This is a genomic window from Streptomyces sp. NPDC045695 (assembly GCF_056432025.1).
On the sequence record NZ_JBWKJU010000013.1, the window covers coordinates 51,378 to 77,083 of the forward strand.

The window sequence follows — 25,706 nt, forward strand, 5'->3', positions numbered from 1 at the left end:
CGTAGAGGAGCAGGCGATGCCCGCGCACCCGGCACTCGGCACCCCCACCGTCCGCGCGGAAGGCACGCAGAAGGTCACCGGCGCCGCCCGCTACGCCGCCGACCACACCCCGCCCGGCTGCGCCTACGCCTGTCCCGTCCCCGCCACCATCCCCCGCGGCCGCGTCACCGCCGTCGACACCGCCGCCGCCCTGGAGATGCCCGGGGTGCTCGACGTCCTCACCCCGGACAACGCGCCGCGGCTCGGCCCCTGGGAGGACCCCACCCTCCAGGTGCTCCAGGACCACGCCGTCCCGCACCGCGGCTGGTACGTGGCCCTGGCCATCGCTGACACCCCGGAGGGCGCCCGCGCCGCCGCCGAAGCGGTGAGGATCGACTACGCGGTCGAACCGCACGACGCGGTCCTGTACGAGGACCACCCCGGCGCCTACACGCCCGAAGAGGTCAACGGCGGCTACCCGGCCGTCCGCGAGCAGGGCGACCCGGACGCGGCGCTGGCCGCCGCACCCGTACGGATCGACTGCGCGTACACCGTGCCCCCGCTCCACAACCACCCCATGGAGCCGCACGCCGCCACCGCCGTCTGGGACGCCGGAGGGGACCGCCTGAGCGTCCACGACTCCAGCCAGGGCGCGGGCACCGTCCGGACGACCCTGTCCGCGCTCTTCGGCGTGCCCGAGGACCACGTCGAGGTCATGTCCGAACACGTCGGCGGCGGATTCGGCTGCAAGGGCACCCCGCGCCCCCACGTGGTCCTGGCCGTCATGGCCGCCCGGCACACCGCACGCCCCGTCAAACTCGCCCTGCCCCGGCGCCACATGGCCGCCACGGTCGGGCACCGGGCCCCCACCCTGCACCGGCTCGCCCTGGGCGCCCGCCGCGACGGCACCCTCACGGCCCTCACCCACGCGGTCACCACCCACACCTCCCGCGTCCGGGAGTTCGTGGAACAGGCCGCCGTACCCGCCCGGGTCATGTACGCCGTGCCGGACCTCCGTACCAGCCACCGCGTCGTCGCCCTGGACATCCCCACCCCCTCGTGGATGCGCGCCCCCGGCGAGACCCCCGGCATGTACGCACTGGAATCTGCCATGGACGAGCTGGCGGACGCGCTCGGCATGGACCCCGTGGACCTGCGGATCCGCAACGAGCCGGCCGTCGAACCGGACAGCGGCCGCCCCTTCAGCAGCCGCCACCTCGTCGAGTGCCTGCGGGAGGGCGCGGCCCGGTTCGGCTGGGAGGCCGGGCGCACCCCGCGCCGTGACGGGCCGCTGCTGGGCGGGGTGGGCGTGGCCGCCGCCACCTACCCCGTCTGGATCGGCCCCTCCACGGCGCGGGCCCGTGCCCACCCCGACGGCGGCTACCTCGTCGAACTCAACGCGACCGACCTCGGGACCGGCGCGCGTACCGTCCTCGCCCAGGTCGCCGCCGACGCCCTGGGCGCGCCCCTCGCGTCCGTGACGGTGGCCATCGGACACACCGGCCTGCCCGCGGCCCCGCTCGCCGGAGGCTCGGCGGGAACCGCCTCCTGGGGATGGGCGGTCCACGAGGCCTGCACCGACCTCGCCGCCCGGCTCGCCCGCCACCGGGGGCCGCTGCCGCCCGAGGGACTGTCGGCCGTGGCCGACACGACCGAGGCGGCCAAGAAGAAGCCGCCGTACGCCCGCCACGCCTTCGGCGCACACTTCGCCGACGTCCAGGTCGACACGGTCACCGGCGAGGTGCGCGTACGCCGCCTGCTCGGCGTGTACGCGGCCGGGCGCATCCTGAACCCGACGACCGCGCGGTCGCAGTTCATCGGCGGCATGGTCATGGGCCTCGGCATGGCCCTGACGGAGCACAGCGCCGTCGACCCCGCCTACGGGGACTTCGCCCAGAGCGACCTGGCCGCCTACCACGTGCCCACGCACGCGGACGTGCCCGCCATCGAGGCGCACTGGATCGACGAGCGCGACGAACACCTCACTCCGATGGGCGGCAAGGGCATCGGCGAGATCGGCATCGTGGGGGTGGCCGCCGCGATCGGCAACGCCGTCTGCCACGCCACCGGCCACCGGCTGCGGGAGCTGCCCCTCACACCGGACCGGGTCCTGGCCGTCCTCGGCCCGGGGGAATGATCAGCCGCGCAGTGATCAGCCGAGGCAATGATCACGAACGGGGTCGAACGTGCCGGCTCAGTCGGTGTCCGACCCCAGGGCGGTGGTGAGGGTGAACAGGGCCCCGTCCGGGTCGCGGAGGGTCACCCACCGCTCCTCCGCGTTGGAGGTGATGTCCGAGACGGTGCGCCCGCCCAGCGCGACGGCGGCCTCTATCGCCGGCCTGAGCTTGGGAACCCGGAAGTGGACGTGCCAGCGGGGCCTGGTGTGCGGGGAGTACGAGGCGATCTCGACCGGCCCGCTGTTGAGGCGGGCGACCGGTTCGCCCTCCTGCCGCAGCACGACCTGGTCCTCTTCGTAGGAGACCTCGCAGCAGCCTTCCCGGCCCGTGGCCCACTCCAGCACCGCGCCGTAGAACATCGCCGCGTCGAGGGCGTTGCGGGTGCGCAGTTCCAGCCAGGCCGGCGCAGGGCCCTTGCCCACCCGCCAGTCCGCGGCCACATCGCCCTCCCAGATCCCGAACACCGCACCGTCGGGGTCCGCCACGAGGGCCCCGCGGCCGCCCGACTCGAAGGAGACCGGACCGACGGCGATCGTCCCGGTCCGCTCCCGGATGCGGTCCACCGCCACATCGGCGTCGTCCACGGCGAAGTACGGCGTCCATGCCACGGCGACCCCCAGGTCACTGGCCAGCGCGCCGATGCCCGCGACGGGAACACCGTCCAGGTACGCCACCGTGAAGGCGGTGCCGAGACGGGTGGGGCGGAACCTCCAGCCCGCGACCGCCCCGTAGAAACGCTGCGCCGTATCGAGGTCGCGTGCCATCAGGCTCACCCAGCACGGTGCGCCGAAGACCTCCCGCGTCGAAATCTCCACCGCTCGCTCCGTCCCTCGTGAGTCCCAGTCCCATTCTGGGCCTTCCGGGACATTTCCGGATGATCCTCGCGCTCGACAGCGGCGAAAGCCCACGGAAGGTGGCCGAGAATCACGCTCCGTGTCGGACGCCCCCGACGGTCCACGCCGCTAATCTCGGTCCCGGACGGCCCCCACCCGCAGCCTCGGAAGGCAGGTCTCCCATGGTCGGTTCCCAGGTCCCCGTGATCGATCTCGGGCCGTGGCGGTCCGGCGGGGCACCGGCGCGCGCCCGTACGGCCGCCCGCGTCGACGAGGCCCTGCGCGCGGCCGGATTCCTGCTGGTCACCGGGCACGGCGTGGACCCCTGGCTGCCCGCGCGGATCCGGGATGCCGCCCGCGCGTTCTTCCGGCTCCCCGCCGCGGCGAAGGAACCGTACGCGGTCACGGTCGGCGACCGCGGCTGGCTCGGCCCCGGGGCCGAGGCCAACAGCTACGCGGAGGGCGAGCCCTCGCCGCCCGACCTCAAGGAATCCTGGTCCTTCGCGGCGGACGAGCCCACCGGCGACCCCGCCGTCGACGCCGAGTGGTTCCGGCCCAATGCCTGGCCGGCCGAGGTGCCGGAGCTGCGGCCGCTGGTGACCGAGTACCTGGGGCTGATGCGGGCCCTGTCCGACGAGCTGCTGGAGCTGCTGGCCACCGCGCTCGGGCTGGAACAGGACCACTTCACCCGTCACACCTCACATCCCACCTGGGGGTTCAACCTCAACTGGTACCCGGGCGCCGAGATAGTCGGCCCGCCGCTGCCCGGCCAGTTCCGCATCGGGGCGCACACCGACTTCGGCACGGTCACGGTCCTCGACCGCCAGCTCGGCTCCGGCGGGCTCCAGATCCACACCGATGCGGACGGCTGGCAGGACGCGCCCTACGATCCGGCGGCGCTCACCGTGAACATCGGCGACCTGATGGCCCGCTGGACGGGCGACCGCTGGCGCGCGGGCCGCCACCGCGTGCTGCCCCCGCCCGGCGACGCGCCGGCCGAAGAACTGATCTCGCTCGTCTACTTCTACGAGTGCGACCCGCACACCCGGGTGGAGTCCCTGCCCGCCCCGGTCGGCCGCGTGGTGCACCCTCCCGTCGACTCGCACGCGTACCTGCGCGGCAAGCTCGACTCGATCGCCATGACTACGACTTCGGAATGACCGGCAGGCCACCGGAAGCCGCCCGCGGTCTGACGCGCCGTCCCTCCCACAGCTGACGACCCGCCAAGAGGGCGCGCCTAGCGTGGCGTTCATGACACGACGACGAACGGCAGCCGCCTCACTGACCCTGCTCGCACTCCTCCTTCCCGCCCCGCTCGCCGCCGCGGGCACCGCGGCCGCCGCCGGGTCCACGACCGCGGACCTGAGCGCCGAGAGCCGCCGCGCGGCCGTGCACCTCCCGCGCCCCACCGGTCCTTTCGCGGTGGGCCAGGAGGACCTGCACCTGGTGGACCACAGCCGCACGGACCCCTGGGCCGGGTCGGGCCCGCGCGAGCTCATGGTCACCATGCGCTACCCGGCGCGGCGCGACACCGGCAGGACGGCGCGCTACCTCACCCGCGAGGAGGCCCGGCTCCTGCTGGTGGACCGGGGACTGGACCAGGCGATCCCCGCCGAGACCCTGGCCGGCGTCGCCACCCACGCCCGGTCCGGTGCCCGCCCCGTAGCGGGCCGCTACCCGCTGATCGTGCTCTCTCCCGGATTCACCGTCCCGCGCGCCACCCTCACCTCGCTCGCCGAGGACCTGGCCTCGCGCGGCTACGTCGTCGCCGCGGTCGACCACGCGTACGAGAGCGTGGGTACCGCCTTTCCCGGCGGCCGCGTACTCACGTGCCTGGCCTGCGAGAAGGCCGATCAGGCGGGCGGTACGGGGGCGGTCGCCGTCACCCGCGCCCGCGACGTGTCCTTCCTGCTGGACCGCCTCACCGGCCCGCGCGCGGCCTGGCGCCACGCCGGAGTCATCGACGCGAACCGCATCGCGATGGCGGGGCATTCCCTCGGCGGCGCCTCGGCGGCCACCGCGATGGCCGCCGACCCCAGGATCCTCGCCGGGGTCAACATGGACGGCGGATTCTCCGCACCGGTCGCCGACGCCGGTCTCGGCGGACGCCCCTTCATGCTGCTCGGCGCACAGGCCCGGCGCCCCGGCGGTAACAAGAGCTGGGACGAGACCTGGCCCCGGCTCGACGGCTGGAAGCGCTGGATCACCTTCGACGGCTCCGGCCACTTCTCCTTCTCCGACTTCCCGGCGATCGGCGAGCAACTGGGCCTCCCGGACCCCGAGGTCCCGCTGCCCGGGGGCCGCTCCGTCGAACTGACCCGGCGCTACGTCGGCGCCTTCTTCGACCAGCACCTGAGGGGCGTACCGCAACCCGTCCTCGACGGGCCGTCCCCCGACGCGCCGGAGGCCCGCTTCCACGAGGGGAGTCAGGGGGTGTTCTAAGGGACCACCGTGACCGGGTGGCGTACGACGGCGTCGAAGAGGTAACCCTGCGTGTTGTGGACCGACGTCTCGGGCTGCGTCCGCCCGGTCGCGTCGGTCGCCCGCGCCAGCAGGGCAGTCGCGCCCGTCACCCGCGGGGTCCACGGCACCGACCAGCGCACCCAGCCGCCCCGGCTCGGGGTGTCGTGCACCCGGGCCCGCCGCCAGTGGCCACCGCCGTCGGTGCTGACGTCGATACGGGTGACGGGCGCCGCAGCCGACCAGGAGCGGCCGGTCAGCAGCCGGGACCGGTGCACGCGGACCGTGGCCCCCAGGTCCAGCTCGAAGGCGCTCTTGAGGGTCTGCCGGGTCACCACCGGACCGCCCTCCGGCGGATGGCCGGGCCCGAACAGCCGGTACATCTCGGTGTTCCACGGCGAGTACAGCGGCTCGGCGCTCACCTCGATGTCCCCGACCCACTTGATCGAGGAGATCCCGACCCAGTCCGGCACCACGAGGCGGACCGGACCGCCGTGGTCCGCCGGCAGCGGCTGCCCGTTCATCTCGTACGCGAGCAGGACGTCGTCCAGCGCCTTCGCCACCGGCAGCGGGCGCCGCACCCGCCCCAGGTTCACCCCAGCCGCGGTCACCTCGTCGTCCAGCCCGCGCGGCATGATGTCGACGGCCCCAGGGGTCACGCCCGCCTGCCGCAGGACGTCCGACAGCCGGGCCCCGCGCCAGCGGGCGACGCCGATCGCACCCAGGGTCCACGGCGTGCCGGTGACGGCCTGACCCTGCTGCGTGGCGTAGAAGCTCCGGGCGTTGCCCGCGCACTCCAGGAACAGCGTCCGCTCCACCACCGGCAGCGCGCGCAGCCGCTCGTACGAGAACTCCACCGGGCCGCTCGCGAGCCCGTCGCCCCACACGTTCAGCCGCCATCGGCCGGCGTCGACGCGCGGGGTGGAGGTGTGGTTGCGCACGAAGAACCGGTCGACCGGGGTGAGCAGGCCGGTGCCGCGCAGCGCCGCGAAGTTCGTCTCCGCGTTCGTGCCGCGGAGGGTGAACAGCTCGGCCGGCAGCGGCTTGAGGATGCCCGGCGCGGCGAGGGCGCCGGGCTCGCCTGAGGCCGCGGCCGCGGCCGCGGCCTCGGTTGCGGCCGCCGCGGCGTCCGTGGCGGCGAAGGCCGTGCCGGCGCCCGCGGCCAGGCCCATGGATCCGGCGGCCGCCCCCGCCGCGAACAGCTTGAGCAGGTCACGGCGGTCCATTCCGGCGGAGCGGGCGCGGCCGCGCGCCCACTGCCGCAGGCGCGTGCGGTCGTAGTGGCTCTCGTCCGACAGGTCGTGCGGCATGACGGGGTCACTCCTTGGTCGGGGTTCCCGACGGACCGTAGGGGCCCGGGGCGGGCCGCGGAAACCTTCCCACCGCCATGGCCACGAATCTGAAACATCCCCGCAATGGCCGATTACCGCTGGTCGGCGGAATTTCGGCAGGATGTGGGGCATGACCGAGATCCGTACCCCCCGACTCCTCCTCCGCCGCTGGACCGACGACGACCTCGTCCCCCTGTCGGAGATCAACGCCGACCCGGAGGTGATGCGCTGGATCGGTGACGGCTCCACCCTCGACCTGGACCAGACCGCCGAGGAGATCGAGCGCTGGGAGGAGGAGTGGGACGAGGAGGGCTTCGGACTCTTCGCCGTCGAACTCCTCGCCTCGGGCGAGCTGATCGGCGTCGTCGGCCTCTCGGTCCCCGAGTACCTGCCGGAGGCGCTGCCGGACATCGCGATCAGCTGGCGCCTGGGACGCCAGTACTGGGGCCAGGGCTACGCGTCGGAGGCCGCCCAGGCCACCCTTGAGTTCGCGCTCCAGGACCGCGGTCTCGACCGGGTCATCGCCATCAACCGGTCGGGCAACGACGACTCCGAGAACGTGATCCGCAAGCTCGGCATGGTGCTCGAACGCGACACCACGGAGCCCGAGCACCACTACCTCCTGCAGATCCACGGCATCGACCTCACCGAGTACGAGGCCTGACCCGGTCTGCCGGCCGTCCGCCGTCGGCGGCGCACCACCGGGCACATCGGCCGATCGGTGGACCCGGGGGTCCACCGGACCGCTCGGGCGCTCCGGCCGGCGGGCCGACCGGCCGGGGACCCCCGCGCGGCGAGCATGGACCGGGGGAGCGGGAGGACGTACGCCGTCCTCCCCGCCCGGAGCCGAGAGGGACACCATGAACGCGCACGATGCACTGCTCCTCGACGCGGCCCGGCGCGGCGACGCGCAGGCGGTCGGCGCGGCGCTCGCCGCGGGGGCCGCCGTCGAGACCCGCGACGACCGGCTGCGCACGCCCCTGCTGCTCGCCGCGCTCGGCGACCACCTGGCCGTGGCCGAGCTGCTGCTCGCCGCCGGAGCCGACCCGAACGCCCCCGACTCCCGCGGGGACAGTGCCTGGCTGGTCACCGGAGTCACCGGCAGCGTCCGGATGATGCGCCTGCTGCTGCCCGCCGGACCCGACCTGAAGCAGCCGGGCCGCTTCGGCGGGACCTCCCTCGTCCCGGCCGCCGAGCGCGGTCACACCGCGCACGTGCGGGCCGTACTCGACGAGACGGACATCGACGTCGACCCCGTGAATCGGCTCGGCTGGACCGCCCTGCTGGAGGCGGTGATCCTCGGCGCCGGGGGCCCGCGCCACGAGGAGGTCGTGGCGGCTCTGCTCGCGGCGGGAGCCGATCCCGTACGGGCCGACCACGACGGGGTCACCCCGTACGAGCACGCCGCCCGCCGCGGTTTCGACGGCATGGCGCGGATCCTGTGGGCGGCCGGCGGGTACGCGGCTGGGCGTCGCCGTCCTCTGAGGCCCGCTCAGGCGGATCCGGTGCCCGGAGCCCGGGCGGCGTGGCCCGCGCGGATCGCGGCGAGGGCGGCGCGGTGCAGGGCGTCCGGGGCGCCGTGATGGGGCAGCGGACTGCCCGAGAGCGTGTACCACTCGTCGGCGTCCTTGTACTGGACGTCGAACCGGGCCAGGTCCCCGGCCACGGCCGTGGTGCGCAGGGTGAGCGGGCCGGTGATGACGCCGACCTCGTCGGTCATGGCCCCGCCCGGCCCGGCGAGCACCTCGTCCTGCCACTGCTCGTGGCGCGCGCCGGTCATGAGGGGCAGGTGTCCAGCATCGTGGTGAGCATCTTCTTCTCCGGTTCGGTGACGGTCAGTCCGTAGACGGATTTGACGGTGGTCCAGGCCCGCCCGTACTGGCACCAGCTCGACTTGTCCGGCGGCTGCCACAGGTCGGGGCTCTGGTCGCCCTTGGAGCGGTTCGAGGCGGCGGTGACCGCCAGGAGCTGCGGGTGGGTCATGTCATTGGCGAAGGCCTTGCGCCTGGCGGCGTCCCAGCCGGCCGCGCCGGAGCGCCAGCCCTCGGCGAGGGGCACTATGTGGTCGATGTCCATCTTCGCCGCCTCGGTGACGACCACCCCGTCGTAGAGGCTCTTCCAGGTGCCGGAGACCGCCCGGCACTCGGCGTCCCGCGTGACGTCCGTGCCGTCGCGCTCGAGGACGACCTCCCGGGTGTCGCACTTGTTGCCCTGCTGGGCCCAGTGCGTGAACTTGTCCCGGCTGTACCCGGCCATCGTGCCCACCGGCGCCACCTTCAGCCCCGCCAACCGCGTCCGGGCCTCGGCCGCGCCGACCATGCCGGGCAGCACGTCCCCGCCCGCCGGTTCGCCGCCGGCCGGGGGCGCCGACCGCGGGCGCGAGGCCTTCGGGTCCGGGGAACCCGGCGCCGACGGATCGGAACAGCCGGCCACCGCCACCGCCAGCAGCAGCGCGGCCGCGACCGCCGCACCGCGCACCCGTATATGACGCCCCATAACCCCACCCCGAGCCGGTACCGCTCCGCACACCGTCGGGGAAAGAGTACCCAGAACCGGACAATCAACCGGCCGACGACCCGGCGACGGGCATTGTCAGTGGCCCTCGCTAGTCTCCCGACATACCGCAGCTCAGGGGGGTTTGGCCCCCCTGTCAGGGCTGCGCGGAAGCGGATCGGTACATGCGGGAGGGGCACGGCTGATGGTGGCATGGCTGGCGGCGGGCGAGGCGTACGAGATCGCCCTCGTGGAGGGACGGGTGGCGGCGAGGGCCGCCACCGGCCGGGCGGCGGGGCGGCAGTTGAAGACCCTGCCCAAGGCGCTGAAGGACCATCCCGAGGTGGACCGGCTGCGCCGGCTCGCGGCATGGCTCGACCGGCACGAGGCGGCCTGCCTCGCGCAGGTCGACAGCTGGATGGTGTCCTCGCTGCCCGTGCCGACCGAGCTGCTCGCCCGGGTCTGGCCGGACGAGGCGTGGCGCAGCGCCCTGCGCGACGTCGCGGTCGTCGGTGACGACCCGGACGAGGTGGGCTTCCTGCGGGACGCCACCGCCTCCGGTGAGCTCAAGGCCGTCAACCTCGACGGCGAGACCGTACGGCTCTCCCCGCGCACGGTGACCCTCCCGCACCCGGTGCTGCTGCCCGACCTGGACGACGTACGGGAGTTCGCGGCCGAGCTGGGCATCGTGCAGCGGGTCGAGCAGATCCACCGGGCCACCTGGCAGAAGCCGGCAGGCCTGTCCGCCACCGCCACCGAGGTCCGCGACTACGCGGGCGGGGTCTTCCCCACCCGCTTCGGCCTGGCCGCCCGGGCGACCGGCCTCGGCTACCGGGTCTCCGGGGGCTACGCCACCTGCAAGGTTCGCGACGCGGGGCCCGGCACGGAAGCGGCCGTCTGGATCGGCGAGCCCTACTACGAGGACGAGACGACCACGGGCGCCCTCAACTGGCACGACGAGGACGGCCGGACGGTGCCCCTGGCCCAGGTCGGACCGGTGGCCTGGTCCGAGGGGATGCGGATGGCCGCGGCGCTGTACGCCGGGCGCACGATCGAGGAGGGCCGGAACGCGTGACCAGCACCGAGAGCAGCACCGAGAGCACGACCGAGACCAGCGCCGAGAACAGCACCGGGACGAACGACGAGATGAAGAACGACGCGACGACCGACGACGCGACGGACCAGGCCGCACTGCTGCTCAAGGCCGGCGCCGTACTTCCGCGCGGCACCACCGGCGCCGGCCCCACCGCAGTCGACCTGACCGCGCGCACCTACCGCCACCCCGGCCTCGGCGAGGACCGCGTCGTCGTCCGGCTCACGGCCGGTGAACTGGGGGAGGCCGAGGACCTCGCCGCCGGCTTCCTCGGGCTCGTACGGGACGAGGGCGAGCCGCCCGTCGTCGGTCTGACCCGGCGCCAGGCGCTCGGCTTCCCCGAATGGGTCCTCGTGCACCACCCCGAGGACGGCCACCACGCCCTCGCCGTCGTCCCCGAACTCGACCGGATCGCCCGGCAGGCCAAGGCCAAGCCCAAGGCCGCCCTCGACGACTGCCTCGAACTGGCCGGCCGCCTCGGCGCCTCGGTCCCGCACTTCCTGCCCGTCTTCCACGAGCAGGCGGCCCGCGTCTTCCTCGGCGTCGAGAACACCACCTACGCCGCCCAGCTGTTCGGCCGCGCCCGCGCGGCCGAGGCCGAGCACGGCCTGAGCGTCGACGAGGACCGCCTCGACGCCGTCTTCCTGGAGTTCGCCCTGGCCGGCGCCCTGCCGGTGAAGGTGCTCACCGGCTACGGCAAGGCACTGTCCGGGCGTGTCACCCCCGCCGAGGCCCACGACCGCTTCCGCCGCCTGTGCGTGCGCCGCACCGCCGGCGGGCTGCCGCCCTCCGCCCAGGCCGCGGTCGAACTGCGCCGCCTGGCCCGCGCCGCGGGCCTGACCGGCACCGAGTCCGAGCAGGAGTACCTCGCCGAGCTGCTGCCGCTGCCCGCCACCCTGCGCGCCGCGGCCGGCTGGTGGAAGGCGCACCGTACGGCCCTCGTGGCGCTCGCCCGCCGCGTTCCCGCCGTACGCGGCACGCTCCTCGGGCTGACGCCGCCCAGCGGGGGCGACGGCGCCGAGCTGACCGACCTGTGGCTGGAAGTCCTGGAGGAGTGCGGCGCGACCGCCGGGCTGACCTGCGCGGACCTGCCCGACGAGGAGCGCTGCCCCGACGGCGCGGCCGGCTGGCTGGAGCGCTTCCACGCCGCCCGCCACAGTGGCTGGGGCCCGCGCCCCACGCCCGCGGCGCTCCTCGACCTCGTCGAGCGCTGTGCGCCCCAGCTGCGCGCGGAACTCGCCCGGCCCGGGCGTGAGCCGGGCCTGCGGGTGGGGGTGGAGGACGCCGACCTCCTCGACCTGCTGCTCAGCCTGGAGATCCCCGTCGCCGACCCCGACACCGAGGAGAAGAACTACCGGCACGGCCGGCTCAACCTGACGGACTGGGCCGGCGCCGAGCAGCGCCGCGACCTGCTGGCCGTCGCCGCCGACCGGCGCTTCCACCCCGCGTTCCACCACGCGCTGAACTGCCTCGGCCACGACGGCCACGACGTCATCCGCCGCGTCGCCGCCTCACCCGGCGGCCGGCCCGTGCTGACCGAGTGGGTGCGCGGCGTGGCACGCGCCTCCACCGCCGCCGGCCTGCCCGGCGTCCCCGACGCCATCGCCCGCCTGACCTGGCTGCCCGCCGAAGCACTTGAGCTCGCCCCCGAGGAGGTGGCCGCCGCGGCCGCCGCCGACCTCGGCGAGACCCTGGCCCGTACCCTGCGGGGCGGCCTCTTCGAGGAACTGACCTGGCCCGCCTGGGAAAGCACCGTCGCCGAACTGGCAGCCGCCCACCACCGGCGCGGCCTGACCGTCGTCGAGGCCTGGCCGTACCTGATCGTCGCCAACTCCCACCAGGTCCGCGTCATCGACGCCGACTCCACCGTCCTCACGCACGACCTGCGGGTCCCCACCGGCTCCGAGTACCGCTACGGCTTCCACTACGTCGACGGTGAACTGCTGGTCTTCTGGAACTCCTGGAGCTCCAACGAGACGCGGGGCTACTGGCACACCTCGCCCGGCACCGTCTTCAGCCTCGCGACCGACCGCGCCCACTGGCAGCTGCGCTCCGAACACCTCAGCCTGCCGCTCCCGGACGGCGGGCGCACCACCGGCGGCGGCGTCCTGCACCGCGGTGACACCAAGCTCCCGGACGAGCGGGCGATGCTGTCCGACGGCACCTCGTACTGGGTGTGGCAGGAGCGCGACCGGACCGCCGAAGGCGCGGAGCGCGGCTGGCGCGAGTACGACCCCGCAACCGGCGACCTCGGCCGGTACTCCCTGCCCGGAGCCCTGTCCGGAGCTCCGTCCGGAGCCCTGTCCGGTCCGCTGGACGGGTACCCGGTGGACGCCGCCTCCGTCGGGTCCTCCTGCCGGCTGCGGCCGACGCCCGCCGTACCGGGCTCGGTGCTCGGCGCGCCCGTCGGCGGACTGCTCGGCTGGCGCACCGCCCGCATCCCCGGCCAGGGCTGGAGGGGAGCCGACACCGGCGGCCGCACGGTCACCGTCCCCGAAGACGGCACCATGCCGCTCGCGGCGCTGACCTTCCCGGGCGACGACCGCCCGCGCGCGCTGTCGAACCGCTACCACGAGCTGGCCATCAGCGACCCGGACGGGGTGATCACCGCGAAGGCGCGCGACGACGACCGCCGCACCGGTGCGGTGGAACTCCCCCCGCTCTCCCACTGGTACGCCCTGCGCCCCCGCGACCCGGAGGGTTCGGCCGCGCTGCGCACCGCCGACCGGGAGACGGTCGGCGCCCTGCTCAAGGCCGCCGCCACGGCGCCCTCCGGCGACCTGCCCGCCCTGGTGAGCGCGGCCCTGCCCCGGGTCACCGCCCCCGAGCTGATCGGCGGCATCGTCGAGGTCCTGCGCTTCGCCCTCGTCCAGCAGGAGGCCCTCGATGGGGTCGCCGCCCGGCTGCGGCAGGACGCCGGAGCGGGGACCGGCCCGCAGGGCCCCAGCGACCAGCTGATCGACCAGGCACTGAGCGGACTCACCGGCACCGGTTACTACCGCCAGGGCGCACCCACCGACGTAGCCCACCGCTTCCTGCGCGAACTCGCCGCCGCGAGCGCCGACACCGGGGCGGCCGGCGTACTCGGCAGGCTCCACTTCGACGTGCCCGCCCTGCCGCACTCCGCACTGATCTGGACACCCCTGCTCGACCAGCCCGCCGCCGCTGCCTACCGCGCGGTCGCGGTCGCGACGGGCGAGGAGGAGCGCGCCGCCGTCCTCAGCCTGCTCCGCGAGATCGACGCGCTGGGTCTGGCCAGCGCCGAGGGATCCGCGGACCGCTGGCGCCGGGTCCTGGTCCGCCTCGACCAGCGCCACCTGCGCACCGCCGACGGAAGCGAACGCGACCTGCACCGGCGCGCCGTGCTCCCGCTCGGCGGCGGAGCCGTCCTCGCCACGACCGAGCACAGCGAACCCGTCCCGGACGGCCACGAGTTCGGGGCCCTGCTCCACGACCCCTCGGGCCGCTTCACCGTCCCCGGGCCGTACACCGTGCGCTGCGCCTCGCCGGTGGGCGACCCGCAGCGAGGGCACGACTGGCTGTCCCGCTTCCTCACCGAAGCCGCCGACCGCGGCCCGGCGCCCTTCTTCCCCGAAGCCGCCGACGAGTTCGCCCGGCTCACCGGGGTGCCCGCGGCACTGGCGCGGCTGGTGGTCGCCGGCCTGCCGTCCATCGAGACCCCCTGGAGCAGCTTCCTCACCCCGGAGCTGCGGACCCTCCTCGGCGTCAAGGTCGCCGCCGCCGACCAGGCCCGCGACGAGCTCGCGAGGCTCGACACCGTGGTCCGCCGGGACGTCGTCGCCGCACTGCTGCCCGCCGAACCGGCCCTCCTGTGGACCGAGGGCCCCGACGCGGCGGCCGCCGCGGACGTGTGGAACCGGCGCGTGGGCCCTCGTACGCCCGTGCCCGAGTGGCTGCTCACCGAGGCCTCACGGGTGATGCGTACCGGATGGGCCGTGCCCCGCGCCCTGTCCGCGCTCCTCGACCCGGCCGCCTCCCGGGAGCTGTCCGTCGACGTCGCGTGGACGGTGAAGGGCGACCGCGCGGAGCCCCGCGAGCCGGCCACCGACCCCTTCACCTCGGCGGTCCTGACCGGCGCCACGGCGATGATGGCCTGGCTCGCCCACCGGCTGCCCGCGGGCGATCCGCTACGAGCGGCCCTGCCGCCCGCGCTGACGGCCGTACGCGAGCGGCTCGCCGCCCCCGAACTGCTGCTCGCCGGCGAGCACTACGCGCGGCTCCCCGACTTCCGCAAGGCGGCGGGCACGCCGACCGAGACCGGCGAGGGCTTCGAGCGGTACGGCGCGGTGATCATGGCCACCCACGACGACCAGCCCCAGCCCGCGCTGCGCCCCGCGCTGCTGGACTCCACCGGCTCCGACCCGTACCTGGCGGTCCTGCGCGGCGACGACCAGCGGCCCACCGCGGTCGAGACGGCCCTGCGGGCCGTCCACGACCCGCGCTTCGCCGCCCTGCTCGCCGACCCGGGTGCCCCGGCGGCGGGCGCCGCCGACCCGGACGGCACGTGGTGGGCGCAGGACCCGAGCCGGTCGGTTCCCGAGCTGGTGGCGCAGGTGGGCGCCGAGTACGGGCTGGGCGCGGACGCGGCCGCCCTGTACCTCGCGCTGCTCGCCATGCCCGACCCCACCGACCGAAACACCGCGCGCTGGACCGGCTGGAAGCCCGCCCGGCTCAAGGCGGCCCGCGCCGAACTGGCCGCCACCGACCTGGTGGTGTCGGCCGAGCGGAGCCGGGCCGGGCGCTCGCTGTTCCTGCCGGGCGGATGGGCGGAGCTGGCCTCCCCGGTGCTGCCGGTGGAGCAGTGGAAGCTCCCGATGTACGGCCACCCCCTGCGGGGGCCGCTGGTACCGGCCGAACCGGCCGCGGAGCTCTACCGCCGGGCCTGGCAGCGGGTCCGCGAGGGTGACGTACCGCGCTTCGCGGAGCTCAAGGTCAAGCGCACGCGCAGGCGGTGACCGCGGGGCCGCGGCGCACCGCACCGCACCGCACCGTGCGGTGCGTGCGGCGCGGCCCCGGCCCGCCGGATGGCCGGACCATCGCTTCCCCCTTTCCTTACCTCTTCCGAGACCTTCGAGGACCCGCATGACCGACACCGAACAGATCGCCCCCGCACGGCAGGTGCTGCCGGCCGAGGAGCGCTTCGCCGCCGAACTCGCCTTCCTCGCCGCCCAGGACCCCGGCCCCCGCCCGCCCGGCTGGGCCCTGACCCCGCGCGCCGTCGTCACCTTCGTCTGCGGGAGCGACGGAACCGAGCTCGCCCTGCCGGGCGGAGGCGCCAAGCGGGCCATCGCCCCCAAGTTCGTCGGCGAACGCGCCCTCGTCGAACGCTGCGTCGTCACGCTCGCCGGAGAGCGCGGCCTGCTCCTCACCGGCGAGCCCGGCACCGCCAAGTCGATGCTGTCCGAGCTCCTCGCCGCCGCCGTCTGCGGCACGAGCGCCCTCACCGTCCAGGGAACGGCCGGCACGACCGAGGACGCCTTCCGCTACGGCTGGAACTACGCGCTGCTGCTCGCGCAGGGGCCCAGTTCGGGAGCCCTGGTCGACTCCCCGGTGCTCTCCGCCATGCGCACCGGGCGGGTCGCCCGCGTCGAGGAGATCACCCGCTGCCTGCCCGAGGTGCAGGACGCGCTCGTGTCGATCCTGTCCGACCGGCGGGTCAGCGTGCCCGAACTGACCGCCACCGAGGACGCGGTGGTCTGCGCCGCCCCCGGCTTCACCGTCATCGCCACCGCCAACCTGCGTGACCGCGGCGTCTCGGAGATGTCCGCCGCCCTCAAGCGGCGCTTCAACTTCGAGACCGTCGCCCCGATCGCCGACGCGGACGCGGAAGCCACCCTGATCCGCCGTCAGGCGGTCGCCGCCGTCCAGCGCGCCGGCGCCGCCTTCGGGGTCGACGACGCCGTGCTCGACGCACTCGTCACCGTCTTCCGCGACCTGCGCTCCGGGCGCTCCGCCGAGGGCTGGGACGTGGAGCGTCCCGGCACGGTCATGTCCACCGCCGAAGCCGTGCAGGTGGCGACCTCGCTGGGGGTCGCCGCGGCGTACCTGCCGGGCGGCGACGTACTGGACCTGCTGCCCGGGCACCTCCTGGGCGTGGTCCGCAAGGACGACCCCGCCGACCACGGCCGCCTCCTCGGCTACTGGGACGGCCCGGTCCGCCGCCGCGCCGAGGACGGCTCGGCGATGTGGCGCCGCCTCTGGGACCTGCGCGGGAGCCTTCGTTGACGGCCACCGACCCGCGCGTCGCCGTGGACGCGCTCGCCGCGTCCCGCGAGCCGTACCTGCTGGGGGTACGCCACCACAGCCCCGCCCTGGCGGCGGTGGTCCCGGCGCTGCTGGACGCGTCCGTCGCGGACGTGGTGTGCGTGGAGCTCCCGGCGGAGTTCCAGCCGTGGCTGGAACACCTGGCCGACCCGGAGACCGTGGCCCCGGTCGCCCTCGCGGGCACGGGCGAGGCCGGCCACCTGGCCTTCTACCCCTTCGCGGACTTCTCCCCTGAACTGGCCGCCATCCGCTGGGCGCACCGGTCCGGCGCGGCCGTCCTCTGCTGCGACCTCCCCCTGTCCGACCGCCGCTGGACCTCCCCGGCCACGGCCGAGCACCCGGCCCCCGCTGCTTCCGCCGAGGTTGCGGTGCGCGCCGCGGCGTCGACCCCGGGCCGGGGCGCGTCCGCGCCCTCGGGCGCGGCCCGGGCAGCGGTCACGGCCTCCGCCGGGGTCCCGGCACAGAGCACCGGCCCGGATTCGCCGCGGGACCAGCACCCGGACCAGCACCCGGGCCAGGACCTGGGCCGGACGCTGTCCCTGTCGGTCGGCGCCCCGGCTTCCTACGCGGACGGCCTCGTCGCCGCCGGGACCGGGCGGGAGGGCGAGGACCTGTGGGACCGAGCCGTGGAGGTGCTCGCCCCGGGCTGCTCCCCGGAGGCCGTGCGGCGCGCCGCGCTGGCCGTCGGATGGGCGCTGCGCGCGGACACCGCCACCGTCCCCGCGCCGGACCTGGCCCGCGAGGCCCATATGCGCGGCGTGATCGCGCGCGCCACCGCCAACGGCCACCGCGTGGCCGCGGTCATCGGCGCGTTCCACGCGCCGGCCCTCCTGGGCCCAGCCCACGGAGTCGAGGCCGCCCCGCACACGCCGCTCCCCGCGGCTGCCTCCGGCACCCCCTGCGCACCGGCTCGGGCCGAGCACGGCCCGGATGTTGCGGGGGAGGGAGCCTCCGTGCCCGCCCCGGACGGCGCCGCGCGCCCGCGCCCGGGACGCCAGGGCTCCGCCACCGTTCCCCACACCGGCTTCGATGCAGGCCCGGCCGAGACGGGCACAGCTGTCACCGCGCGGCCTACTCCAGCTGGCAGGAGCTCCGGGCCCGCCTTCGGCGTCGACGCGGCGGATGCCGTCGCGCGCGGGGGCCTTGGCGATGAGGGCTCTGCGCGCGCCGAAGGCGCGGGTGCGGGGCCCGCAGGCGGTTCGGTCGGGCTCGGGCCGGATGTGACCGCGCGCCCGGCGTCCGGGCGGGCGGGATTCGGGCCCGAGGGGGAGGGGGGCGTCACCTCGCTCGTGCCCTACTCCTTCGACCTGCTCGACTCCCGCTCCGGATACCCCGCCGGGATCCGCGATCCCCTCTGGCAGCAGGCCGTGCTGGAGGCCGCCGGTGACCCCGGGCGGGTCCGGGAGGCCGCCTCCGTCGCCCTCACCCGGCTCTGCCGGGAGCTGCGCCGCGCCGGGCACACCGCCGGCACCGGAGAGGCTGCCGAGACACTGCGGCTCGCCTGCGACCTCGCCGTACTGCGCGGGCTGCCCGCGCCCGGCCGCGGCGAGCTCCTCGAGGCCGTCACCACCGTCCTCGGCCAGGGCGAACCGCTCGGCCGCGGCCGAGCGCTGGCCCGCGCCCTCGAAGCCGTGCTCGTCGGGACCGCCCGCGGGCGGATCACCCCGCACGCACCCCGCTCCGGCCTCGGCCCCGGCGTCGAAGCCGAACTCGCCGCGCTGAGGCTGCCGTCCCCCGAGGACCCCACCCCCCGCGAGATCCGCCTCGACCCGCTCCGCTCCCCCCTCGACGGCCGCCGCGAGGTCCTGCTCCAACGGCTCCTCGTCTGCGGCGCCTCCTACGGGGAGCCCCTCACCGTCGCCGCCACCGGCGACGGCACCGCCCTCGGCACCAAGTGGCGGCTGTCCTGGACGCCTTCCGTCCCGGCACGCCTCGACCTCGCCGGGGTCCGCGGCGTCACCGCCGCCCAGGCGGCCGCCGGAACCCTGCGCGACACCGCCCGCCGAGCCGCCGCCGACGGCGGGCCGGCCCCGGCGCAGATCCTCGCCGGGCTGGCCGCCGCCGCGCGGTGCGATCTGCCCGCGCTGGTCGACGTACGCCTCCAGGAGGCGGCCACCGTCCTGCCGCAGACCGCGACCCTGCCCGAACTCCTCGACGCCCTGGACCTCCTGGAGGCCCTGCACCGCGGCCACCTCCCCGGTACCTCACCCGCGTCCCGGGCCACCGCGGCCGCTCTCACCGGCGACCTCCTCGAAGCGGCCGTACGCTCCCTGCCCGGCCTCGCGGGCAGCGAGGACGCCGCCGACGCGGGCGCCCTCGTGGCCCTCGCCGATCGCGCAGCCGCCCGTCACCTCGGCCTGCGCACGGACGCCGCCCTCGCCGATCTGGCCGCCGCGGCCTCCCCGCTGATGCAGGGCGCGGCCCTGGCCGTACGGGTCCTCCTCGACCTCGACCCCGCCGCCGAGCTCGGCGCCCGCGCCGCCGGCTGGATCGACGGCGCGGGCACCGCCGACAGCCGACGCGCCCTGACCCGTCGGCTCGCCGGACTCCTCACCGCCGCCGGCCCCCTCCTCCAGTCCTCGCCGGCCGCCCTCACCCCCCTGCTCGACCGCGTCGAGCACCTCGCCGACGAGGAGTTCCTCGATCGGCTCCCCGCCCTGCGCGGCGGCTTCGACGCCCTCGCCCCCGCCGCCCGCGACCGGCTGCTGGACACCGTCACCGAGCGGCTGGGCGACCGGATCGACCTCGCGTTGGACGCCCCGCCCGCGCTGCTCGCCCTCTGGGCCGACGCCGACGCCGCCGGACTCGCCGCGCTCAAGGCCCTCCCGCGGCCCGGCACGGACACACCGGCCGGCCCCGCGCCCCAGACCCCAGACGCCCCGCGCCCGGCGGTCCCCGAAACCGACGACCGCGACGGCCGGCGGCTCGCCCCCGCCGACCGCTGGCGGCTGCTGCTCGGCCGCGAACGCGACCGGCTCCCCGCAGGCGCCCGCCGCTACGCCCACGCCCTGGACGAGCTGTACGGCTCCGGGCGCGGCGAGGGCGCCTGCGGCATCGACGGCGGCCGGGGGCACGGCCGGGGCGGCGGTCAGGAGGCCTCCTTCCCCACGGCCCGCGAGTGGTCGCAGGAGCTGGAGGCGCTGTTCGGCGCCGACGTACGGGAGGAGGTGCTCGCCGGAGCGGCCGAAGCGGGCCGCACCGATGTGCTGACCCAGCTCGACCCGGCGACCGTACGGCCCTCGGTGGAACTGCTGAGCTCCGTACTGTCCCTCGCCGGCGGCCTGCCCGAGGCCCAGCTCGCCGCACTTCGCCCTCTGGTCAGGCGGCTCGTCGACGAGCTCGCCAAGGAACTGGCCACCCGGCTGCGCCCTGCCCTCTCCGGCCTCGCCACCCCGCGTCCCACCCGCCGCCCCGGCGGCACGCTCGACCTGGCCCGCACCCTGCGCGCCAACCTCGCGCACACCAGGCGCCGGGGCGACGGCAGCGTGGTCGTCGTCCCGGAGCGGCCCGTCTTCCGTACCCGGGCGAGCCGCGAGGCCGACTGGCGGCTGATCCTGGTCGTCGACGTGTCCGGCTCCATGGAGGCCTCCGTCATCTGGTCGGCCCTGACCGCGGCCGTACTGGGCGGCGTCCCCACCCTGTCCACCCACTTCCTGGCCTTCTCCACCCAGGTCGTGGACCTCACCGACCGGGTCGAGGACCCGCTCTCGCTGCTGCTGGAGGTCCGCGTCGGCGGCGGGACGCACATCGCCGCCGGTCTCGCGCACGCCCGTTCCCTGATCACCGTCCCGAGCCGGACCCTCGTCGTCGTGGTGAGCGACTTCGAGGAGGGCGCCCCGATCGGCGGACTGCTCGGGGAGGTCCGCGCGCTGGCCGCCTCCGGCGCCCACCTCCTGGGCTGCGCCGCGCTCGACGACACGGGGACGCCCCGCTACTCGGTACCCGTCGCACGGCAGCTCGTCGCGGCCGGCATGCCCGTGGCAGCCCTCAGCCCCCTCGCCCTCGCCCGCTGGGTGGGCGACCGCCTCCGTGGAGAGTCCCGTTGAGCACCGACACCCCCGAACTGCCTTCCGTCGCCCCGGAGGTGCTCGCCGAAGCGGTCGAAAACCTCACCGCCCGCCTGCGCAAGAAGCTCGACGCCGCCATCGAGGCCTGCGCGGCGGCCGCCGCACGCGCGGCCGACGGCAGCATCACCGTCCGGTTCGGTGAGGACGCCCTCGTCACCCTGCGCCCCGGCCCGTCAGGGACGGTCACCGATCCCGAACAGGCCGCGTGCAGCTGCCTGTTGGCGCCCCGCTGCCTGCACCGGGCAGCGGCCCTGGGCGCGGCCCCGCTCGCGGACGCGGCGCCCGCGGAACCGGCGCCGGGAGAGGAGCCCGCTGCGAACCCCCAGGGCGAGGCGGGGCCGGGGCCGGGACCGGAGACGCCGCTCTCGGCGGCCTCGGCGACCGGGCCCGCCGCGACACCCGCCGGGTCCGCCGGGTCGCCCGCCGCGACGCCCGCCGGGTCCGCCGGGTCGCCCGCCGCGACACCCGCCGCGCCCGCCCCGGCCCTCACCGCAGCCCAGACCGGCGCCGCGGCCGCGCTCTGGCGGGCGGCCGCCGAAGTACTGGCCGCCGGAGTCACGGCCGGGGGAGCCGTCGTCCAGGCCGAGTTGCTGCGCGCCGCGCACACCGCCCGCCTCGCCGGGCTGCCGCGCGCCGAGGCGGCCGCCCTGCGCGTCGTACGGGGCCTGCGCGGCGCCCGGGACCGTCAGGCCGCGCAGCGGCTCGGCGACCTCACCCGCGCCTTCCGCGAACTCCTGCACACCGCCGCGGTGCTGGCCTCCGGCTCCGCCGACCCCGCGCTGACCGGGACGGCACGCCGCGCCTACACCCCGGGCGGCAGCCTGGAGGTGTACGGCCTGTGCCGCGAACCGGTGCTCTCCGCCACCGGATACGGCGGAGTGGTCACCCACCTGATGGCCGCGGACGGCGCCCGTCACTCCGTCTCCGACGTCCGTCCCGGCGGCCTGGCCCGCGCCCGCGGAGCCGGTTCCGCTTCCGTGGCCCTGGGCGGCGCCGCCCTCGACCATGCCGGTCTCGCCCGCGGCGGCCTGCGCATCGTCGGGGCGACGGTCTCCCCCGAAGGCCGGCTCGGCGCCGGACGCGCGGTCAAGGCCACCCCGCTGCGCGGCACGCCCTGGACCGAAGGGCCCGCCGCGCCGCTCTTCGCCCGCCCACCGGCCGAAGCCGTCGCCGAACTGCTGGCCGGGGCGGCCCATCCGGCCCCCGCGGCGGACGCGGCCGAGCCCCCGCTGCTCGGCTGCGACGTCATGGTCGTCGGCGCGTCGGGCGAGCACCTGCTGGTCCGCGAGACCCGGCCCCACGCGCCGCTGCTGCGGCTGCTGCCCGCGCATCCGCACCCCGAGCTGGCGCACACGGCGAACCTGCGCCGCATCGCCGCGTACCCCGGCCTACTGGTGCGCGTGCTGGGCCGCCCCGACCTCGACCGCGCCGCCACGCTGCGGCCCCTCGCGGTCGGTCCGGTGCCCGGCGCGCCCTACACGCTGCGGCTGCCCGAGGAGTGGCTGGGCCGCGCCGACCTCGGCTACGACCGTCTGCAGGGCAGCCACTTCCCGCCACCGACGGCCGCCCCGTCCGGCCCGGCCGTCCCCGCCGGGGAGCCAGTGGCCGCCGGTCCCGACCCGCTGGCCGACTCCCCGTTGTGGCGGGTGCGACGCCTCCTGGAGACCGGGGTCGCCGGCGGCCGCCGAGCCGTCGCCGAGGCCGCCCGCGGTACCGAGCCCCTCGCTGCGTACGGCCCGCTGCGCCGGGCCGGGCTCACGGCCGCGGCGGACCTGGCCGCCGCCCTCGCCGCCGAGGCCGACCGCCGGCCCCGCGACGCCTTCGGCCGCCTCGCGGACCCCTCGCCCGAGGGCTACGCCTGGGCCTGGCTGGCCGCCGCCACCCACCTCGCGGCGGCGGAACGCTCCCTGATCGCCGCATCCTGGACGGCTACGACCCCTCCCGACGCAACCACGCCCGCAGTACGGTGACGTCCGCGTCGGTCAACCCCCGGCCCGCATCGACGCGGTGCAGAAGGGCCGGGCCGGGGTGGTGTGCGGCCACCCACGCCCGGTCGGCGCGGGTGATCTCGTCATCGACCCAGACGAAGGGGCGTCCGGCCGCGTGGCCGACCAGCGCGGGGGTCTTCCAGTGGACCGGGCCCCGCCCGTCCTCGTCGGAGGGCTCCGGCCACGCCACCACGGGCAGATCCGGCAGGCCGAGCCGTGGCGCGACGCATTCGTTGGCCTCCTCGCCCCAGGTCGTGGCCCACACCAGCTCGCACGCCAGCGCCGCGAGCTGTGGTCCGAGCGCGCGATCGACCCGGGCGAGCAGGGGATGGGCATCGTCGCCCTGCGGGTACGGGCCCGCGCCGAACGGAATGAGCGGTCCGTCGACGTCGAGGTAGAGCAGCGGGCGGGACGCGGCAGCGGTCATGGCTCCACCGTAGGTCGCCGGGGCGCGGCGAGTGGAACCGCGACCGGTCCAATCAGCTCTTGATGAGCAAAGGGGGAAGGTCATGACGATGACAGCGGGGTCCGTAACGGGGCGAGCGGTGGTGGCTGGGCTGCTGTGCGCAGTGCTGGCGGGGTGCGGCACGACACGGGCGGGGCAGGCCGCGGCGCCCGCCCCCGTACCCACCGCCGCACCGACCGCCGCACCGGCCGAATGCGACCTCCACCTGACGACGGACGAGGACCCGGGCGCGCACGCCGGCCCGCCCACGGACCAGGACACCGGCGCCCCGGCCGGCCCGCCCACGGATGAGGACACCGGTGCGCCAGCCGGCCCTCCCACGGACCAGGACACCGGCGCGCCCGCCGGTCCGCCCACCGATCAGGACAGCGGCTCCTACGCCGGTCCGCCCACCGACGGTGAGGCGCCCAACGGCGGTGGCCCCTGCGGCCCGGCGGACTGGTTCGACATGACGAAGGACTTCGCCACCTACTACGCCGAGCACCGCAGGGAATCGGACGAGATGGCCGTCCAGCAGACCTACGTCCGGAAGGTCCGAACGGTCGGCGACGCCTGGATCACCTTCACCACCCGCTCCGTGGGCAAGGGAGCCGCCGAGGACGCCCGCCGCATCGCCGAGGTGTTCACCGCGTGGCGCCACGAGGTCTACGGGGACAAGGGCACCGTGGTCCTGCGCACCCCCGAACGCACCGTCATCACCCAGAGCTGGTGACCCCCGGCCACCGCGCGTCCCACAGCGCGCAGTGGTGCTCGGTGCGCGCGTCCACCGTGCGGATCCGGTCCGCCCCCGGCGCCAGCGACAGCACCGGACCCGTCGGCCGGTACCTCGGCCAGTGCGGGGCCTGCGGCGCCCGCGGCACGCCGGTGCGGGCGAACTCCGTCCAGTAGCCGGTCATCCGGTCCGCGAGCTCCCGCTGCGGACCGGACAGCGGCGCCATCGTGAACAGGTAGGGCAGTTCGAAGCCGTGGGCCGCCCCCAACGGCAGCCCCGGAGCCGGCGGCAGACCGGTGAAGTCGGGCGCGTCACGGTCGCTGAACCGGTAGCCGTACGTCGGCACGTGGCGGGCCAGTGCTTCGCCGTCCCGCAGCGTCGGGCAGAGGAACGACGCGTCGGTCAGCACGGTGGCCCAGGCCACGGCCGGGGTCGAGTGGGCAGACACGGGGTAGGCGGCTTCCACGGCGCGGGCGGTCGAGATGCCGAAGGACCGCTCCAGGCGGGCCCGGTAGGCGCTCGCGTCATCGATCGGGTAAGCCGCCAGGGTCTGGGCCAGAAAGAGGCGCATCTCGTCCTGCGTGGTGCCCTGCATCACCGGCACCCGGTGGAACCGCCCGGCCTCCAGCGCCCGCCGGGGTTCCACCGGCAGCGCGCTGTTGCCGTAGGAGACCAGCGAGAAGCCCTGCATCAGCTCCGGGGTGGCGAGCGTGCGGGCGTCGAGCCGGCGCAGGCAGTCCATCACGCCGGTGGGGCGGTCGCAGCCGAGCCGGGCCGCCGCGAGGGCGCCGTCCGCGACCGTGCGCCGTTCGGGCACGAAGGGCTCGTAGGTGCCGAGGCCGGGTAGCAGGGCGCGGGGCGGTGTCGTGGTCGAGCACGATCCGCTCTGCACGACGGCCTTGTGGAAGAGGCCTGCCGACGCCGGGGAGGTGAGGTGTGCGCAGACGCTGAGGGCGCCGGCCGATTCACCGAAGACGGTGATGTTGTGCGGGTCCGCGCCGAAGCGCTCCGCGTTCGCCCCCACCCAGCGCAGCGCCGCCCGCTGGTCCGCCAGGGCGAAACCGGGCGCGCCGCCGAGCTCCTGATGGCCGAACAGGCCGAAGACGCCCAGCCGGTAGTTGAGGGTCACGACCACGGCGCCGCCCTCGACGGCCAGCCGCTCGGGCTTGTAATGATCGCCCGCGCCGCTGAAGAAACCGCCCCCGTGGAACCAGACCATGACGGGCCGGAGCCCGCCCCGCGCCCCGGGGCCGGTCGGAGCGGTGACGTTGAGGAAGAGGCAGTCCTCGGAGCCGAGCGGCCCGCCGGGCGCGAGCACGGGCAGCTGCACGCAGCGGGAACCGGCGGCTCCGGCGTCGCGCACGCCCTTCCAGCGGGGCGCCGGCTCCGGCAGCCGCCACCGCAGCGCGCCGGTCGGGGGAGCGGCGAAGGGGATGCCCTCGAAGGTGCGGTAGGCCCCGTGCGAGCGTCCGCGCACCGGCCCCCGGTCGGTGTCCACGACGGGCCGCTCGGCACCGGGCGCGGCGCCCGCCGGCAGCGTCGTCGAGGACAGCATCACCAGGGGCAGCAGCAGCGCGACGCACCAGCGGCGGATCTTGCCGAGGTCGGGCAGGGTCCTCGCCCCTTTCCCCTTGGGGTGCGGGGGCCGACACCCGTTTGCCCGCCCCGAATGGCGCAGTGAGCAGAACTGTCAGTCAATGTAACAAAGCGTGCGCTTCCCATGACGCACGATGACCGGCGCGCGATGTGTAGACCCGCGCGTCGGCGAACGGAGCTTTCCATGAATGACCCCATCATCCTCGCGGCGGCGCAACCGGAAGAC

17 protein-coding genes are annotated in these 25,706 nt (G+C 75.9%); 11 read left to right on the top strand and 6 right to left on the bottom strand.

What is annotated here, in order from left to right; genetic code table 11:
• The first annotated feature begins 16 nt into the window (after positions 1 to 16).
• Positions 17 to 2,116: a xanthine dehydrogenase family protein molybdopterin-binding subunit gene (locus tag AC07DU_RS22270; protein ID WP_479113084.1), complete on the top strand. Its 2,100-nt coding sequence runs from the start codon at positions 17 to 19 to the stop codon at positions 2,114 to 2,116.
• Between the two features lie 57 nt (positions 2,117 to 2,173).
• Here AC07DU_RS22270 and AC07DU_RS22275 read toward each other — a convergent pair whose 3' ends face one another.
• Positions 2,174 to 2,920, bottom strand: a complete 747-nt coding sequence (locus tag AC07DU_RS22275) for a VOC family protein (protein WP_392056717.1) — start codon at positions 2,918 to 2,920, stop codon at positions 2,174 to 2,176.
• Between the two features lie 251 nt (positions 2,921 to 3,171).
• On the opposite strand from AC07DU_RS22275, the gene AC07DU_RS22280 reads away from it, so the two are divergent.
• Both AC07DU_RS22280 and AC07DU_RS22285 read left to right on the top strand, forming a co-directional pair.
• Positions 3,172 to 4,149 (top strand): isopenicillin N synthase family dioxygenase, encoded by a 978-nt coding sequence (locus tag AC07DU_RS22280; protein WP_479113086.1) that lies wholly within the window; start codon positions 3,172 to 3,174, stop codon positions 4,147 to 4,149.
• Positions 4,150 to 4,240: 91 nt separating this feature from the next.
• Positions 4,241 to 5,431 carry an alpha/beta hydrolase family protein gene (locus AC07DU_RS22285; RefSeq protein ID WP_479113088.1) on the top strand — a complete coding sequence of 397 codons (1,191 nt, stop codon included), beginning with the start codon at positions 4,241 to 4,243 and terminating at the stop codon, positions 5,429 to 5,431.
• Here the strand turns inward: AC07DU_RS22285 and AC07DU_RS22290 are convergent.
• Positions 5,428 to 6,759 carry a sulfite oxidase gene (locus tag AC07DU_RS22290; RefSeq protein ID WP_479113090.1) on the bottom strand — a complete coding sequence of 444 codons (1,332 nt, stop codon included), beginning with the start codon at positions 6,757 to 6,759 and terminating at the stop codon, positions 5,428 to 5,430. The genes AC07DU_RS22285 and AC07DU_RS22290 overlap by 4 nt on opposite strands.
• 151 nt (positions 6,760 to 6,910) lie before the next feature.
• Here AC07DU_RS22290 and AC07DU_RS22295 point away from each other — a divergent pair, with 151 nt between their 5' ends.
• Both AC07DU_RS22295 and AC07DU_RS22300 read left to right on the top strand, forming a co-directional pair.
• Positions 6,911 to 7,444 carry a GNAT family N-acetyltransferase gene (locus AC07DU_RS22295; RefSeq protein WP_360905227.1) on the top strand — a complete coding sequence of 178 codons (534 nt, stop codon included), beginning with the start codon at positions 6,911 to 6,913 and terminating at the stop codon, positions 7,442 to 7,444.
• A 196-nt stretch (positions 7,445 to 7,640) separates the two neighbouring features.
• Positions 7,641 to 8,363: an ankyrin repeat domain-containing protein gene (locus AC07DU_RS22300; protein WP_479113092.1), complete on the top strand. Its 723-nt coding sequence runs from the start codon at positions 7,641 to 7,643 to the stop codon at positions 8,361 to 8,363.
• On the opposite strand, the gene AC07DU_RS22305 is transcribed toward AC07DU_RS22300, so the two are convergent.
• Together AC07DU_RS22305 and AC07DU_RS22310 are read right to left on the bottom strand one after the other, a co-directional pair.
• Positions 8,273 to 8,560 (bottom strand): hypothetical protein, encoded by a 288-nt coding sequence (locus tag AC07DU_RS22305; protein WP_360905225.1) that lies wholly within the window; start codon positions 8,558 to 8,560, stop codon positions 8,273 to 8,275. The two genes, AC07DU_RS22300 and AC07DU_RS22305, sit on opposite strands and share 91 nt — an antisense overlap.
• A complete protein-coding gene (locus AC07DU_RS22310) occupies positions 8,557 to 9,276 on the bottom strand; it encodes a GmrSD restriction endonuclease domain-containing protein (protein WP_479113094.1) in 720 nt (239 codons plus the stop codon). The genes AC07DU_RS22305 and AC07DU_RS22310 overlap by 4 nt, the downstream gene beginning before the upstream one ends.
• Positions 9,277 to 9,481: 205 nt before the next feature.
• On the opposite strand from AC07DU_RS22310, the gene AC07DU_RS22315 reads away from it, so the two are divergent.
• From AC07DU_RS22315 to AC07DU_RS22335, 5 genes are all read left to right on the top strand, one after another.
• Complete coding sequence (locus AC07DU_RS22315) at positions 9,482 to 10,348, top strand: DUF4132 domain-containing protein (RefSeq protein WP_479113208.1); 867 nt, start codon at positions 9,482 to 9,484, stop codon at positions 10,346 to 10,348.
• Positions 10,349 to 10,419: 71 nt separating this feature from the next.
• Complete coding sequence (locus tag AC07DU_RS22320; protein ID WP_479113210.1) at positions 10,420 to 15,342, top strand: DNA-binding protein; 4,923 nt, start codon at positions 10,420 to 10,422, stop codon at positions 15,340 to 15,342.
• Between the two features lie 127 nt (positions 15,343 to 15,469).
• Positions 15,470 to 16,612, top strand: coding sequence for an ATP-binding protein (locus AC07DU_RS22325; RefSeq protein WP_453374322.1), 1,143 nt, complete (start codon positions 15,470 to 15,472; stop codon positions 16,610 to 16,612).
• Positions 16,609 to 20,697 carry a DUF5682 family protein gene (locus AC07DU_RS22330; protein ID WP_479113096.1) on the top strand — a complete coding sequence of 1,363 codons (4,089 nt, stop codon included), beginning with the start codon at positions 16,609 to 16,611 and terminating at the stop codon, positions 20,695 to 20,697. Before AC07DU_RS22325 ends, AC07DU_RS22330 begins: the two co-directional genes overlap by 4 nt.
• On the top strand, positions 20,694 to 22,688 hold the full coding sequence (locus tag AC07DU_RS22335; protein WP_479113098.1) for a hypothetical protein: 1,995 nt from the start codon (positions 20,694 to 20,696) through the stop codon (positions 22,686 to 22,688). The genes AC07DU_RS22330 and AC07DU_RS22335 overlap by 4 nt, the downstream gene beginning before the upstream one ends.
• Here the strand turns inward: AC07DU_RS22335 and AC07DU_RS22340 are convergent.
• Complete coding sequence (locus AC07DU_RS22340; RefSeq protein WP_479033820.1) at positions 22,648 to 23,133, bottom strand: HAD domain-containing protein; 486 nt, start codon at positions 23,131 to 23,133, stop codon at positions 22,648 to 22,650. The two genes, AC07DU_RS22335 and AC07DU_RS22340, sit on opposite strands and share 41 nt — an antisense overlap.
• A gap of 82 nt (positions 23,134 to 23,215) precedes the next feature.
• On the opposite strand from AC07DU_RS22340, the gene AC07DU_RS22345 reads away from it, so the two are divergent.
• Positions 23,216 to 23,884 carry a hypothetical protein gene (locus tag AC07DU_RS22345; RefSeq protein ID WP_479113100.1) on the top strand — a complete coding sequence of 223 codons (669 nt, stop codon included), beginning with the start codon at positions 23,216 to 23,218 and terminating at the stop codon, positions 23,882 to 23,884.
• Here AC07DU_RS22345 and AC07DU_RS22350 read toward each other — a convergent pair.
• Positions 23,868 to 25,439, bottom strand: a complete 1,572-nt coding sequence (locus AC07DU_RS22350; protein WP_479113212.1) for a carboxylesterase/lipase family protein — start codon at positions 25,437 to 25,439, stop codon at positions 23,868 to 23,870. The genes AC07DU_RS22345 and AC07DU_RS22350 overlap by 17 nt on opposite strands.
• Positions 25,440 to 25,706 lie beyond the last annotated feature (267 nt).

Coding starts and splice junctions, on each gene's coding strand:
- AC07DU_RS22310 (WP_479113094.1), bottom strand. CDS start 9,276: ATGGGGCGTCATATACGGGTGCGCGGTGCGGCGGTCGCGGCCGCGCTG.
- AC07DU_RS22345 (WP_479113100.1), top strand. CDS start 23,216: ATGACGATGACAGCGGGGTCCGTAACGGGGCGAGCGGTGGTGGCTGGG.
- AC07DU_RS22275 (WP_392056717.1), bottom strand. CDS start 2,920: ATGGCACGCGACCTCGATACGGCGCAGCGTTTCTACGGGGCGGTCGCG.
- AC07DU_RS22290 (WP_479113090.1), bottom strand. CDS start 6,759: ATGCCGCACGACCTGTCGGACGAGAGCCACTACGACCGCACGCGCCTG.
- AC07DU_RS22325 (WP_453374322.1), top strand. CDS start 15,470: ATGACCGACACCGAACAGATCGCCCCCGCACGGCAGGTGCTGCCGGCC.
- AC07DU_RS22300 (WP_479113092.1), top strand. CDS start 7,641: ATGAACGCGCACGATGCACTGCTCCTCGACGCGGCCCGGCGCGGCGAC.
- AC07DU_RS22320 (WP_479113210.1), top strand. CDS start 10,420: ATGAAGAACGACGCGACGACCGACGACGCGACGGACCAGGCCGCACTG.
- AC07DU_RS22280 (WP_479113086.1), top strand. CDS start 3,172: ATGGTCGGTTCCCAGGTCCCCGTGATCGATCTCGGGCCGTGGCGGTCC.
- AC07DU_RS22270 (WP_479113084.1), top strand. CDS start 17: ATGCCCGCGCACCCGGCACTCGGCACCCCCACCGTCCGCGCGGAAGGC.
- AC07DU_RS22340 (WP_479033820.1), bottom strand. CDS start 23,133: ATGACCGCTGCCGCGTCCCGCCCGCTGCTCTACCTCGACGTCGACGGA.
- AC07DU_RS22285 (WP_479113088.1), top strand. CDS start 4,241: ATGACACGACGACGAACGGCAGCCGCCTCACTGACCCTGCTCGCACTC.
- AC07DU_RS22295 (WP_360905227.1), top strand. CDS start 6,911: ATGACCGAGATCCGTACCCCCCGACTCCTCCTCCGCCGCTGGACCGAC.
- AC07DU_RS22350 (WP_479113212.1), bottom strand. CDS start 25,439: ATGCTGTCCTCGACGACGCTGCCGGCGGGCGCCGCGCCCGGTGCCGAG.
- AC07DU_RS22305 (WP_360905225.1), bottom strand. CDS start 8,560: ATGACCGGCGCGCGCCACGAGCAGTGGCAGGACGAGGTGCTCGCCGGG.